Source organism: Rhizobium sp. SG2393, assembly GCF_042610495.1.
Taxonomy (GTDB): domain Bacteria; phylum Pseudomonadota; class Alphaproteobacteria; order Rhizobiales; family Rhizobiaceae; genus RU20A.
This window is the reverse complement of sequence record NZ_JBHGAP010000004.1, coordinates 119,470-133,438: the sequence shown is the minus strand read 5'-3', so window position 1 is coordinate 133,438 and position 13,969 is coordinate 119,470. Positions and strand designations below refer to the sequence as shown.

The 13,969-nt window shown below is 64.4% G+C and carries 11 protein-coding genes; 7 read left to right on the top strand and 4 right to left on the bottom strand.

Annotated elements, in window-relative coordinates; translation table 11 throughout:
- Position 1: 1 nt before the first annotated feature.
- Both ACED18_RS12400 and ACED18_RS12395 read left to right on the top strand, forming a co-directional pair.
- Positions 2-1,003: an ABC transporter permease gene (locus ACED18_RS12400; RefSeq protein WP_377292592.1), complete on the top strand. Its 1,002-nt coding sequence runs from the start codon at positions 2-4 to the stop codon at positions 1,001-1,003.
- A gap of 28 nt (positions 1,004-1,031) precedes the next feature.
- Positions 1,032-2,246 (top strand): SfnB family sulfur acquisition oxidoreductase, encoded by a 1,215-nt coding sequence (locus ACED18_RS12395; protein WP_377292590.1) that lies wholly within the window; start codon positions 1,032-1,034, stop codon positions 2,244-2,246.
- A 148-nt stretch (positions 2,247-2,394) separates the two neighbouring features.
- Here ACED18_RS12395 and ACED18_RS12390 read toward each other — a convergent pair whose 3' ends face one another.
- Positions 2,395-3,606, bottom strand: coding sequence for an acyl-CoA dehydrogenase family protein (locus ACED18_RS12390; RefSeq protein ID WP_377292588.1), 1,212 nt, complete (start codon positions 3,604-3,606; stop codon positions 2,395-2,397).
- Positions 3,607-3,818: 212 nt separating this feature from the next.
- On the opposite strand from ACED18_RS12390, the gene ACED18_RS12385 reads away from it, so the two are divergent.
- The 4 genes from ACED18_RS12385 (at position 3,819) to ACED18_RS12370 (ending at position 8,683) form a co-directional block, all read left to right on the top strand.
- Complete coding sequence (locus tag ACED18_RS12385) at positions 3,819-5,252, top strand: LLM class flavin-dependent oxidoreductase (RefSeq protein ID WP_377292586.1); 1,434 nt, start codon at positions 3,819-3,821, stop codon at positions 5,250-5,252.
- Between the two features lie 41 nt (positions 5,253-5,293).
- Positions 5,294-6,730, top strand: coding sequence for an FAD/NAD(P)-binding protein (locus ACED18_RS12380; protein WP_377292584.1), 1,437 nt, complete (start codon positions 5,294-5,296; stop codon positions 6,728-6,730).
- Positions 6,731-6,921: 191 nt separating this feature from the next.
- On the top strand, positions 6,922-8,091 hold the full coding sequence (ssuD, locus tag ACED18_RS12375) for an FMNH2-dependent alkanesulfonate monooxygenase (RefSeq protein ID WP_377292582.1): 1,170 nt from the start codon (positions 6,922-6,924) through the stop codon (positions 8,089-8,091).
- Positions 8,092-8,137: 46 nt separating this feature from the next.
- Positions 8,138-8,683, top strand: a complete 546-nt coding sequence (locus tag ACED18_RS12370) for a flavin reductase family protein (RefSeq protein WP_377292580.1) — start codon at positions 8,138-8,140, stop codon at positions 8,681-8,683.
- A 42-nt stretch (positions 8,684-8,725) separates the two neighbouring features.
- Here the strand turns inward: ACED18_RS12370 and ACED18_RS12365 are convergent, their stop codons facing one another.
- From ACED18_RS12365 to ACED18_RS12355, 3 genes are all read right to left on the bottom strand, one after another.
- Positions 8,726-9,181 (bottom strand): RrF2 family transcriptional regulator, encoded by a 456-nt coding sequence (locus tag ACED18_RS12365; RefSeq protein ID WP_377292578.1) that lies wholly within the window; start codon positions 9,179-9,181, stop codon positions 8,726-8,728.
- Between the two features lie 130 nt (positions 9,182-9,311).
- Positions 9,312-11,036: an amidase gene (locus tag ACED18_RS12360; RefSeq protein WP_377292576.1), complete on the bottom strand. Its 1,725-nt coding sequence runs from the start codon at positions 11,034-11,036 to the stop codon at positions 9,312-9,314.
- 11 nt (positions 11,037-11,047) lie between these two features.
- Positions 11,048-12,079, bottom strand: a complete 1,032-nt coding sequence (locus ACED18_RS12355) for an agmatine/peptidylarginine deiminase (protein ID WP_377292574.1) — start codon at positions 12,077-12,079, stop codon at positions 11,048-11,050.
- Between the two features lie 403 nt (positions 12,080-12,482).
- On the opposite strand from ACED18_RS12355, the gene ACED18_RS12350 reads away from it, so the two are divergent.
- Positions 12,483-13,919 carry an NAD-dependent succinate-semialdehyde dehydrogenase gene (locus ACED18_RS12350; RefSeq protein WP_377292572.1) on the top strand — a complete coding sequence of 479 codons (1,437 nt, stop codon included), beginning with the start codon at positions 12,483-12,485 and terminating at the stop codon, positions 13,917-13,919.
- Positions 13,920-13,969 lie beyond the last annotated feature (50 nt).

The following is a 13,969-nucleotide window of genomic DNA, read 5'->3' as shown; positions in this document are numbered from 1 at the left end:
CATGGCTGTCTCGTCTCTGTCCCAAAGCGCACCGTCTGTCGCCGCCACCCTCGGCAAGGCTGCCGGGCGCTACGCCCTCGTCGCAGCACTTGCGGCCGTCTTCGCGCTTTTTGCCGCCATCGCACCCGGTTTTCTTTCGGGCGCCAATCTGCTGAGCGTACTCGTCAACAATGTCGCCCTCCTGACCATCGTCGCCATTGCCATGACCTTTGCCGTCTCGGCTGGCGGTATCGACCTGTCGGTCGGCACCGCGATCGATTTTGCGAGCTTCGCCTTCGTCTCCCTGGTGCTTGCCGGCCAACCGGTTGCCCTAGCAGCCCTTGGCGGGCTTGCCGGAGGCGCGCTCGTTGGCATCTTCAACGCCACACTGATCGCCGGCATCGGCATCTCACCCTTTCTCGCCACGCTCGGCACGCTCTTCGTCGGGCGCAGCGTGCAGCAACTGCTGACCAATGGCGGCAATCCCGTCTACCTGCCGCCAACAGGTGTGCCCGAAGCCTTCCGCTTTCTAGGTCACGGAACGATCGCCGGCATTCCCGTGCCGCTCGTCGCGACGCTTCTGGTCGTTGCCTTCGCATGGGTCGTGCTTTCCCGCACCGCATTCGGCCGCACGGTCATCGCCACCGGCGTGCAGGCAAGCGTCGTGCGTTATTCCGGCCTCAGCCTGCCGAGCATCACTGCCGCGACCTACATTCTGGTCTCGCTGACCGCCGCCATCGTCGGCCTGATCCTCACCTCGACGGTCACCGTCTACATTCCCTCCTCCGGCAATGCCTTTCTGCTGAACGCCATTGGCGCCACCTTCATCGGTACGACGTTCGACCGGCACGGCCGGCCGAACGTGCCGGGCACGGTGCTCGGCGTTCTCCTGCTCGGCATCGTCGCAAACGGCCTGCTGCTCTCGGGTCTGAACTTCTACTGGCAGCAGGTCGGCACCGGACTTCTGATCTTCTCGGTCCTCGCCATCGGATTCGCCAACCGCAAGAGCTCCGGCCGCGCCTGAGAGCGGCCTTTCCGGAAAGGAATTGACCATGAGCAATGTGATCAAGCTTGCCGAAACCCGTGCCGTCGCCCACCGCATCGAAAGCGAGGAGGAGGCGATCGCTGTCGCCCGCACGCTCGCTGCGGAATTCGAAACCGGAGCAAGCCGCCGCGACCTGGAGCGCGCGCTGCCGCATGAAGAGCTCGACCGCCTCTCCGCCTCAGGCCTGCTCGGCATCACCGTTCCGCCGGAGTACGGCGGCATCGACATTTCCAATGCCGTCCTGGCCGAGGTGACGGCCATCCTGTCGGAGGCCGACAGTTCCATCGGACAGATACCGCAGAACCACTTCTACATTCTGGAAGCCTTGCGCCACGATGGTAGCGAGGACCAGAAGCGCTTCTATTTCGGCCGCGCGCTCGCCGGCGACCGCTTCGGCAACGCCCTGTCGGAAGTCGGCACCAAGACCGTTGGCCATTACAACACCCGTATCACGGCTGACGGTGCGGGCTTTCGCATCAACGGTCGCAAGTTCTATTCCACCGGCGTTCTCTTCGCCCACTGGATCACCATCTTCGCGCTCGATGACGCCAATCGCCTGACCATGGCGTTTGCCCCGCGCGGCACCGAAGGCATCGAGATCGTCGATGACTGGGACGGCTTCGGCCAGCGCACCACCGGCAGCGGCACGACCATCCTGCGCGACGTCTACGTGACCTCGGATGCCGTCGTGCAGCACCAGAAGGGATTTGAACGGCCGGGAACGATCGGCGCCGTCGGCCAGATCATCCACGCTGGCATCGATCTCGGCATTGCGCGCGCAGCACTCAAGGAAACCATCGCCTTCGTGCGGGAGAAGGCCCGTCCCTGGACCGACAGCGGCGTTGAACGCGCCTCCGATGACCCGTTGACAGTCTCCCGGATCGGCGAACTGCAAATCAGACTCGAGGCCGCCGAGGCCACCCTTGAGCGCGCCGGCCGGAAGGTGGACCTGGCACAGATCTCGACGAGCGAAGACAATGTCGTGGCCGCCAGCCTTTCGGTCGCAGCCGCCAAGGTGCTGACGACCGAACTCGCCATCGACGCGACCAATGTGCTTTTCGAACTTGCGGGCACGGCAGCCACGAAGCGCGGGCTGAACCTCGAGCGCCATTGGCGCAACGCCCGCACCCACACGCTGCACGATCCCGTACGCTGGAAGTACCATGTCGTCGGCAATTATCACCTGAACGGGATCATTCCGCCCCGAAACGGCGCACTCTAAACGCAGGCAGTCGAGAGGCCCGGCACCGGTGGCAATCATTCTGCGCCAGTGCCGGGCCTCTTTGCGTCATGTCGTTCAGCGGGCATATTCGACACGCAAAAAAGGCGGTCCCGAGGAACCGCCCGATGAATGAGGCCAGAACGCCCGCTCAGCTGTATAGGCTCGGCTCGGGGATGCGGTCGTTCAGGGCGAAATCGCCGACTTCACGCGCCTTGTAGAAGACCGGGTCATGCAGCGTATGGGTACGGACATTGCGCCAATAGCGATCGAAACGGTAATGCGACGCGGTCGAGCGTGCGCCCGTCAACTCGAAAACGCGCGCTGTCACGTCGAGCGACACATGGGTCGCATTGACCTTGGCTGCGTAGGCTTCGATAGCCGCCTCGCCCCGCTCGCGCGCCGTGACCGCGCGGCCCTTGGCGAGCGCCGCCTGCACGCTGGCGGCCGCCGCATCGGCAAGCGCTGCGGTGGCTTTCAGCGCGGCGCGGAACTCGCCGATCCGCTCCAGCACGTAGGGGTCTTCGCTGGCCCGCTCCACGCCGGACGTCACCCAGGGACGCGTCGTGGTGCGCACATAGTCGGTTGCCGCGGCAAGGGCGCCCTCGGCGGTGCCGAGATAGAAGTTGACGAAGACGAGCTGGATCAGCGGCGTGTTGAAGGTGGAAAGAACACCGGGTGTGGCGCCGGGTGACTGCAGCGGCAGCAGGAAATCGCTCTCATAGACAGGGAAATCCCGAAACTCGACGCTGCCGCTGTCGGACAGGCGCTGGCCGATATTGTCCCAGTCGTCATTGGCCACGTAACCCGGCCTGTCGGTGGGCAGGATGAGCTGCGCCACCTGGTCGCCGAAGGCCGCGCTCGCATTGATGCGATCCGAGACATGGGCTCCGGTCGAGAATGTCTTGCGACCGTTCAGCCGGTAGTGGTCGCCGTCACGCGTCAGCGTCAGGCCCGGATCACGCGGGTTGACCGCGGCACCCCAGTAGAGCTGCTTGGAGACGGTTTCGACACCCAGATCCCGGGCACGGTCGGTGTCCTCGGTTGCCCAATAGAGATACTGGCTGTTGACGAAATGGTAGCCGAGCAACTGACCGATCGAGCTTTCCCCACGCGCCAGGATGCGCACGAGACGCAGCCCGTCCACCCAGTCGAGCCCGCCGCCGCCGATCGAGGCCGGATGAAGGGCGGAGAGCAGTCCTTCCGCCTTCAGGGTGGCGATCTCCGCAACGGGAGGCCTGCCCTCCGCATCAAGCGCGGCACCGCGCCGGGCGAGATCGGCGGAAATCGCCTCGGCCCGGGCGAAAAGCTGCGACCGGCTGTCGTCCACTTCGGTTGTCTTGACGAGATGCAGGGCGTTCATCGGGCTCTCCTGGAACTGGAAGGGGCCGCCAGCATGGGCGGATATGGCCGCCATTCTTCCAAACCGGGCCGCCGACAGCGAGAAAAGCCATTTCGCATAATAGTGGATATAAAAGATAGATTTTCTGTATTCGATATCACGGGGCGTTATCCTGTCGCTTTGACAGCACCCACATGATGCCCCTCGCGGTATCCTCTACCCGGAGTACCGGTATGACACGCCACATTCGTTTCAACGCCTTCGACATGAACTGCGTCGGCCACCAGTCGCCGGGTCTATGGGCGCATCCCGAAGATCGCTCGGCAACCTACAAGGATCTCGAATACTGGCAGGATCTCGCCCGCACGCTGGAGCGGGGGATTTTCGACGGCATCTTCATCGCCGATGTCGTCGGCTACTACGATGTTTACAAGGGCTCGAATTATCACGCCCTGCATCAGGCAGCGCAGCTGCCGGTCAACGACCCATTGCAGCTGGCCGCACCGATTGCGCTTGCCACCACCCATCTCGGCATCGGGATCACGGTATCCACCTCGTTCGAACACCCCTACACCTTCGCCCGGCGCCTCGCGACCGCAGACCACCATTCGAAGGGCCGCGTCGGCTGGAATATCGTGACCTCCTATCTGGAAAGCGGTGCGAAGAATGTCGGCCAAGCCGGCCTGCGTCGTCACGACAACCGCTACGAGGTCGCGGCCGAATATTTAGAGGTGCTTTACAAGCTCCTGGAGGGATCCTGGGAAGAAGGTGCCGTGGTCCGCGACAAGCAGAACCGGATCTTCACGCATCCCGAAAAGGTCCATGAGATCGGCCACAAGGGCAAATATTTCGATGTACCCGGCTACGGTCTGACCGAACCGTCCCCGCAGCGCACCCCGGTTCTTTATCAGGCCGGCGCCTCCGGACCGGGCAAGGCCTTCGCCGCAGCGCATGCCGAGTGCATCTTCGTGGCGGCTCCGACCAAGTCGGTGCTGAAGGCCTATGTCGCCGATATCCGCGCCCGCATCGCCGCCGCCGGCCGCGACCCCAAGAAGGTCTTCATCTACACCCTCGTCACCGTCATCACCGACGAGACCGAGGAAAAGGCCCTGAAGAAATTCGAGGACTACCGCTCCTATGTCTCCTATGACGGCTCCCTGACCTTCATGTCCGGCTGGAGCGGCATCGATTTCGGCCAGTATGCACCGACCGACGTGGTCGAGCGCATCGAGACGAATGCCATCCACTCCTTCGTTGAGCATATTGCAGGCGGCGACAAGAGCTGGACCATCGACGAACTCGCCCGCTTCGGCGGCATCGGCGGCATGGGCCCCGTCTTCGTGGGCGGGCCCGGGCGCATTGCCGATATCCTGCAGGAATGGGTGGCCGACACGGACGTGGACGGCTTCAACCTCGCCTACGCGATCACGCCGGGCAGCTTCGAGGATATCGTCGCCCACATCGTGCCCGAGCTTCAAAAGCGCGGCGCCTATCCCACGTCCTACAAGCCAGGGACGCTGCGCGAAAAGCTCTTCGGTGACGGGCCCTACCTTCCGAGCACACATCCGGCCGATGGCTACCGCGATATCGAGGCCGTCAAGCGCCGGGAAGCCGCCGAGCGCGAGGCAGCCGGCGGTGTCACGGAGTTGCGCACGGCAGCCGGCTGATCGTTGTCGGTTTCGTGCAAAGCGTGAGAGGAGTGCAAGCCGTGGGTACAGACAGCGAGAGCCGGACCATCGCCATCATCGGGGGCGGCTTCACGGGCGCGGCGACGGCGCTGCATGTCCTCAAACGCAGTGCGGGCCAGACGTTGCCCATCGTGATCTTCGAGCCGCGCCCTTCCCTCGGCCCGGGCCTCGCCTACGGCACGTCAGATCCTGCGCACCGCATCAACGTGCCCGCCGGCAAGATGACGCTGCATCCGGATAAGCCGGAAAGCTTCCTGGACTTCCTGGCGGAGAACCGCGTCGCTGTGGATGACGCGCACCTTCAGGGGCGTGACGGCCTGCCCTATGCGCGCCGCGCCGATTTCGGCCGCTATGTCGCCGGCGAGATCGCACCCTATGTAGAAACCGGCGCGATCCGCCATGTGCGAGACACGGTCACCGCCATCAAAAACGATGGCAACGGCTGGCGCGTCACCACGTCGGAAGGCACGAGCCTCAGCGCCGCCGCCATCGTCATCGCCACCAGCCATCCCGCCCCGCATCTGCCGCGCGAATTGCAGGCCTTCGCCGGTGACACCCGCATCATCGCTGACGCCACACAGGCCGATGCTCTCGTAACCATTCGGCCAGCCGATCCGGTTTTGATCGTCGGCAACGGGCTGACCTCCGCCGACGTGATCGCTTCGCTGACCGCGTCCGGTCATCACGGCCCGATCCATGCGATCTCACGTCGAGGGCTGCGTTCGCGCGGCCACAACCGGGTGGCCCAGGAGCCGTTCGGCACCTTCATCGATCCGCCCAGCCGGACTGCACTGCATCTCCTGCGGCGGATACGCGAGACGATCCGCACGGCGGCGACCGCCGATATTGGCTGGCAGGCGGTGATCGACGCGGTGCGCGCCGAAGGACGCCGGATCTGGCAGGCACTCCCGGTCGGCGAACGGCGCAAGGTCGTCCGACACCTGCGGCCCTATTGGGATGTGCATCGGTTCCGCATCGCGCCGCAGGTGGATGACGTGCTGGAAGCAGCGATCGCGAACGGCCGCCTTACGGTGGAGGCCGCCTCGATCGGGACGGTCGAGAACAATGGAGATGATCTGCGCGTGACGTTGAGGCGGCGTGGAACCCGGGAACCGCACGCGCTCACCGTCCGTCACATCGTGGTGACGACCGGTCCAGCCCATGGCAGCATCCTCCAGTCTCAGCCCTTCCTGGCAAACCTCGAGGCAGAAGGACTGCTGACGCTGTGCGACACCGGGCTCGGCATCGCCTGCGATACCCGATCCGTCGCCATTTCGGCGAAAGGCAGAGCCGTAGAAGGTCTCTTCATCGCCGGCCCGCTGGCCCGCGGCACCTTTGGCGAACTGATGGGCCTGCCACAAGTGACAGAAAATGCCGAGCTGGTCGCCGAAGGCCTTCTCGCGCATTTGGCGGTGCAACAAGACCACGAACCGGCACCCCTGAAATCGGTCGGTTGAAGACGCAGGTGGCACCGCCGACAGTTGTTTCCATCTCCGCAGGGCCGAAAGAACGGAAAATCATTCCTTATAAAATTTATAGACATTATTATTCTTGCCGCATACGCACCCGATCGCGCTGGTTTCGGCAGACGGGTGCCGCTTCACGGTTCGCCCGACGGCGACGGCTCAACAGATCTGGATGACATGCGATGACGGATGCCCGCGCTCCCCTGGATTTTCTCTGGTTCATCCCCTCCTCCGGGGATGGCGCCTATCTCGGTTCGGATGACCGGGCCCGGCCGGCGGATCCCGCTTATTTCCGCGAGATCGCGCGCGCCGCGGACCGCCTCGGCTATTCCGGCGTGCTGATCCCCACCGGTGTCGCCTGCGAGGAATCCTTCATCCTGGCCGCCGACCTAGCAGCCCATACGGAACGGCTGAAGTTCCTGGTGGCCGTCCGCCCGGGCACGGCTTCACCAGCCTATTACGCCCGCCTGGCCTCGACGCTCGACCGCGTCTCGAACGGCCGCCTGCTGCTCAACATCGTCGTCGGCGGCAGCGCCCAGGAACTGGCCGGTGACGGCATCTTCCTGCCGCATGACGAGCGCTATGATCACGCCGACGAATTCTTCCAGGTCTTCAACGGTCTTCTGGAGCGCGGCGAAGCTCATCTCGACGGCAAGTATATCCAGGCGCACCATGCGCGGCTGGGCCTTCCGCCGGTGCAGAGTCCCCGTCCGCCGCTCTATTTCGGCGGCTCCTCCGACGCGGCCATCGATTTCAGCGGCGGCATTATCGACAAGTATCTCACCTGGGGCGAACCGCCGGCGCAGGTGGCCGAGAAGGTCGACGCGGCCCGCAAGGCCGCCGCAGCCCATGGCCGCACTGTCAGCTTCGGCATCCGTCTCCACTTCATCGTTCGCGAAACGGACGAGGAGGCCTGGGAGGCTGCCGACCGGCTGATCTCGCGCCTTTCCGACGAGACCATCGCCGCAGCCCAGGAAGTATTCGCGAAGAACTCCGATTCCGTCGGCCAGGCCCGCATGGTGGCGCTCCACAACGGACGGCGCGACAAGCTGGAAGTTTCACCCAATCTTTGGGCGGGTATCGGCCTCGTCCGCTCCGGCGCCGGTACTGCGCTCGTCGGTTCGCCGAAGACGGTCGCTGCGCGGCTGCGCGAGTATCAGGATATCGGCATCGATACGGTGATCGCGTCCGGCTATCCGCATCTCGAGGAGGCCTACACGGTCTCGGAACTTCTTTTCCCCGAACTCGGCCTGCAAAGCCCTGTCGGCGCGCTTCGCTCCGACTTCGGCGTGCGTCAGGTTTTCGGCGGTGGCGGCCATGGCGGCAATGTCAAGCTTGCCTCCGGCTCCTGATGTGAATGCCACCTCGCCAGATCTTCAAAACAGACAGGATGCAGCGATGAGCCAAGCCTTTTCCCGCAGCGACTTCGACCCCGTCGCCACGCTGACCGCCTTTCCCCGTCCGGAAATCGACCCCTCGGCACTGAAGGGGGCGCTGCGAACGCTCGCCGGCGGCGTCAGCGTCATTGCCACGGGTGAAGGTGCCGATCTCACCGGAGCGACGGTCACCTCGGCAACGGCCCTGTCGGTCGATCCGCCACGCATGATGGTTGCGCTGAACCGGACGTCGTCCACATGGCCGATCCTGCAACGCGCCGGATTCTTCAGCGTCAACATCATCGGGCCCGAACACGAGGAGGTCGCCAACCGCTTTGCCGGCATCGGGGGCATCAAGGGGCCGGACCGCTATGCGGGCGCGGATTGGCAGCGCGGCGAAAGCGGCGCGCTTCTCCTGTCGAACGCTGTTGCGGCCATTGATTGCGAACTGGAAGAGGCCATCGAGCGCCACAGCCACGTGATCGTCATCGGCCGTGTCGTCGGCGTCCTCCAGGGTGAGGGCCGCTCGCTCGCCTACCAGGGCGGCCGTTACCACCGCCTCGACTGAAGGCCGAGGCGCGGTCGCTGCGGTCAATCTCCGGTCGCCGGCCTATTCGCCGGCGAGGAGTGCCGCACCTGCTGGGGTTTCGCGTCCCTTGGCGACGAGATCGGCCAGGGTCATCGTGTCGAGAATGGCGGCGATGGCATCGCGCACATCGGTCATCGACAAGCGAACCTGGCAATCATCCGGGTTCGAACAATCGTCACACGGCTCGTAGGCCGTGCGGCTGGCACAGCGGATCGGGGCCAATGGACCATCGAGCACGCGAATGACGTGGCCGATGCGGATGTCACTGGCCGGCTTGGAGAGGGCATAGCCGCCGCCGGGACCTTTCTTCGAGCGCAGCATGCCCGCATTGCGAAGCTCAAGCAGGATCGTATCGAGGAATTTCTTCGGGATCGTATTGCGCGCTGCAATGTCCGTTACGAACGTCGTTTCACCCGGGTCGAGACTGGCGAGATCGATCAACGCCTTCAGCCCGTACTTGCCTTTTTTCGTCAGCATTCTCTGCCTTGCCCAACTCTTCGCGACCCTTTTTGGCCTAAACTACGATATCTGAGTAAGTAAATAGTTTTTGCAAGGAATAAGAGCAAGCGCAACGGCGTCATTCCCAGTTCAGTTTGAGCGGGCCCTGTCAAAGCCGTGGTGTCAGCGGTGGCGGCTGACGTCTCGATCCGGTTGCTTCGAAGGCCGCGGCCAGCGCGAGCAGGGCCGTATCGCCATAGGCGGGACCTGTAAACGTCAGGCCAACGGGCATGCCGGTATCCGCCATGGTGCCCATGGGCACTGTAACAGTTGGGATGCCGAGATGCCGGATGGCCAGGTTGCCGTTCGCGACCCACACACCGTTGCGCCAGCCGAGATCGGCTGTTTCAGGGTTTACGTCCATGTCGGCCGCACCGATATCCGCAACGGCCGGAAAGACGACGGCGTCGAGGCCAAGCCCTTCCATCCAGATCTCAAGATCCAGCCGGCGCGTCTCCTCCAGCCCCTTGATCCCCTCTTCAAGTGTCGGGATATCCGTGAAGGATTGATAGGCCTGCCGGCGGACCTGCTCGGGATAGGTCGCGATGTCGTCCGGAAAGCCCGTGTACCGGTCCGGCAGCGCGCCAGCGGGCCTCGGGAAGATCGTTGCGCCATCGACGTTCGCAAGCCTGTCCAGCTTCGGATCGCCATTCGCCTTCAGGAAATCATCCCAGGCCCAGGCTGAGAGGTCGTTGATCTCCCGGCTGATGAAGTCACGGCCGACGAGACCCCGCGTGACAATGGAAGGCGCGCCGGGCCGGTCGGCCTCATATTGCGTGACCACCGGAAAATCGACGACCACCACCTCCGCGCCGGCCGCTTCCAGATCGCGGCGCGCCTCGTGCCACAGGGCGAGAATAGAAGCACGCGTCACAATCGGCTTGCCGGTGGCGCCGCCAATACCGCCGATCGGGTTGCTGCCCGCCTCGGGATCGGCATTGATATACATGGCTGGAATGCCGATCCGCTTTCCTGCCAGATGCGCCGCTGCCGCCTGCCTCGATGCGGGCTGCAACTCGCCGTAGCTTTCAGGCCGGACAGCGGATGCGAAGGGCAACGCGACCCAGGGCTGGGCCCGCCAGAAATCGCCGCGCGTCTCCGGGTCGTCGGCGACGATCACGTCCAGCACCTCGAAGAGATCGGCCATGCTGCGCGTATGCGGCACCACGACATCCATGGTCGGCACCAGCGGCCAGTTGCCCCGCACCGAAATCACCCCGCGTGACGGCGTATAGGCGCAGAGCGCATTGTAGGAGGCCGGCGCCCGTCCGCTGGACCACGTCTCCTCGCCAAGTCCGAAGGCGGCAAAGGAGGCGGTGGTTGCCGTGCCGGACCCATTCGAGGAGCCCGAGCCGAAGGCGCTCGTCAGCCAGGCCTTGTTATAGGGGCTCTCGGCGCGACCGTAGAGTCCACGCTGCATGCCGCCATTGGCCATGGGTGGCATGTTCGTGAGGCCAAGGCAGATCGCGCCGCCGGCGCGCAATCGCTCGATGGTGAAGGCATCGCGCATGGCCGTAAGGTTTGCAAAGGCCGGGCTCCCGGCAGCCGCCGTCAAACCCTTCACGAGGTAGCTGTCCTTGGCCGTGTAGGGAATGCCATCGAGCGGCCCGAGAACATCGCCACGGGCCCGCCGCGCATCCGACGCACGCGCCTCTTCAAGCGCCTGCGGATTGAACACGATCATCGAATTCAGCGCCGTCTCACTCTCTGGCCCATCGAAACGGCGGATCCGTTCCAGATAGGCCTCGACCAGCCCCAGGCTCGTGACCGTGCCGCTCTCAAGAGCAGATCTCAGCGTCGCGATCGACGCCTCAACGACATCAAAGCCACTCATCGTCTTTCTCCTCAGGCGAGGGCCGGCTGCTGTTGCGTGATGCAGTGAATGCCACCGCCGCGCGCGAAGATCGGCCTCGAGTCGATGGTCACCACGCGGCGGCCCGGATAGGCCTCTTCCAGCACCGCGCGTGCTGCCGCATCCGCCCTTTCTTCACCGAAGCCGCAGGCAACGACCCCGCCATTCACCACCAGATGGTTAACGTAGCTGTAATCGACGAAACCGTGCGCGTCCTCAATGAGGGCGGGGGCGTCAAGGTCAAGAAGGCTCAGCGGACGCCCTTTCGCGTCGGTCTCGGCCGACAGAAGCGCGCGGATCTCTGCCATCACGGCATGATCGGGATGGGCGGCATTCGGCTGGCGATGCAGCAGGACCTTTGCCGGCGAAGCAAAGGTCGCGACGATATCGACGTGCCCGTTGGTGCCGAATTCCTCGTAATCGCGCGTCAGCCCGCGCGGCAACCAGATAACCTTGCTGACCCCGAGCGTGCGTGATAACTCCGCCTCGACATCTGCCTTGGAAAGGTCCGGATTGCGGCGTGGGTCGAGTTGCACCGTCTCGGTGACCAGCACGGTGCCCTCGCCATCCACATGGATGCCGCCGCCCTCGTTGACGATGGGGCTCGTGACCAGCTCGGCAGCGGCATGCGAGGCAATCAGAGGCCCGATCGCCGCGGACTTCTCCCAGCTTGCCCAGGCATGAGCGCCCCAGCCGTTGAAGACCCAGGAGACCGCGCCGAGCACGCCGGGGCGCTCGGGATCGACCACGAAGGTTGGGCCGAAGTCCCGCATCCAGAATTCATCGAGCGGCGCTTCCACAAGCTCGACATGGCTGCCGAGCATCCGCCGCGCACGTGCCATCTCCGTGGGGTCCACCACCATCGAAACGGGCTCGAAGTCGGCAATCGCATGGGCGACGTCCGTCCAGGCCTGATAGCCCGTCTCTTTCCAGCTTTCACCCTCCCCCAGCGTAAAGCCCTCGCGCGGGAACGCCATCCAGGTGCGCTCGTGGCGGGCAGTTTCCGGGGGCATGATCCAGCTCATGATAGGCGTCCTCATCGCGATGCATGACGATCCTCATCGGGTCGTCCTTCAAACCTTTTGCAATCCCGTGAAAGGCTTGCGGTCCGCAGCGGGCAATACTTCGCTCGCCCTGTCAAGGCTTACGCCCCATGCCGGAACGGCTCACAGCCCGTTTCAGGAGGACGGCCAGGATTGCGCCACATGTGGCCTTGCGAAAAGTCATACTTTTCCCCACATAGGAGGTGCACATTTCGAAAAGCCGGACACACCGCGCCACGCGTGTGAACCTCTTGTCGCAGGCGTGGAACGATCCGAGCCTCGACTCATTCTAGACACTTCACGCCCTACCGCAGATCTCGCGGCCTTGGATACACCCCCGTGCGGCGCTTCGGTCGCCGAACCCGAACTGAAAGGAACCCCCAGCGTGCCCACCTATTCCGACGTGAACCTCCACATTAACGGCGAATGGCGTCCGGCCCGGGCCGGCGAGACCCTCGATGTCATCGACCCCGCCACCGAAGAGGTGATCGGCAAGCTCGCCCACGCCCGGCAAGCCGATCTGGACGATGCCCTCGCATCGACCGAAAAGGGCTTCCGCATCTGGCGCCACACCTCGCCGCTCGAGCGCTCGAAGCTGATGCGCAAGGCAGCCGACCTGCTGCGCGAACGGGCCGACGCGATCGCCTGGCTGATGACCCGCGAACAGGGCAAGCCGCTTGCCCAGTCCAAGACCGAAATCCTTGGCGCCGCCGACACGATCGACTGGTTTGCCGAAGAAGGTCGCCGCACCTATGGCCAGATAATCCCGGCGCGGTCCGCCGAGGTCGCGCAGATGACGATCAAGGTGCCGGTCGGCCCGGTCGCTGCCTTCACGCCCTGGAACTTCCCGATCAACCAGGTCGTCCGAAAGCTTTCCGCAGCTCTCGCCACCGGTTGCTCGATCATCGTCAAGGCACCGGAGGAAACGCCGGCCTCGCCGGCCGAACTCATCCGCGCCTTCGTCGATGCCGGCATCCCTACCGGCGTCATCAACCTCGTCTACGGCACGCCTTCTGAAATCTCCGAATATCTGATCGCCCACCCCGTGATCCGGAAGATCTCCTTTACCGGCTCGACGCCGGTGGGCAAGCAACTGGCCGCCCTCGCCGGCAAGCACATGAAGCGCGCGACGATGGAGCTCGGCGGCCACGCCCCCGTCATCGTCACCAATGACGCCGATATCGAAAAGGCGATCTCCGTCAGCGCTATGGCCAAGTTCCGCAATGCCGGCCAGATCTGCGTGGCACCGACGCGCTACCTGATCCAGGACGGCGTCGCCGACCAGTTCATCGAAGGCATCGTCAAGGCCGCCGAGGCCATCAAGGTTGGCAATGGTCTCGACGCCGACGTCACCATGGGGCCGCTGGCCAACGAGCGCCGTATCCCGGCACTCGAAGACCTGCTGCAGGACGCGCTCTCGCACGGCGCGACCCTGAAGACGGGGGGCAAGCGCATCGGCAACAAGGGCTACTTCTTCGAGCCCACCGTCGTCACCGACGTTCCGACAGCGGCGCGCATGATGAACGAGGAGCCCTTCGGCCCGCTCGCCATCGTCAACCGCTTCTCGGACCTCGACGAAGCGATCACCGAAGCCAACCGCCTGCCCTTCGGTCTCGCCTCCTATGCCTTCACCGGCTCGCTGAAATCGGCCCAGACGCTCGCCAGCACGATCGAGGCCGGCATGCTGACCATCAACCACAATGGCCTCGCGCTGCCGGAAGTGCCGTTCGGCGGCGTGAAGGACTCCGGCTACGGAACCGAAGGCGGCTCGGAGGCGGTCGAGTCCTACCTCGACACGCGCTTCGTGAGCCAGATGCGCTGATCGTCTGAGATATCAAAGGCCGGCGGGAGAACGCGCTTCCGCCGGCCTTT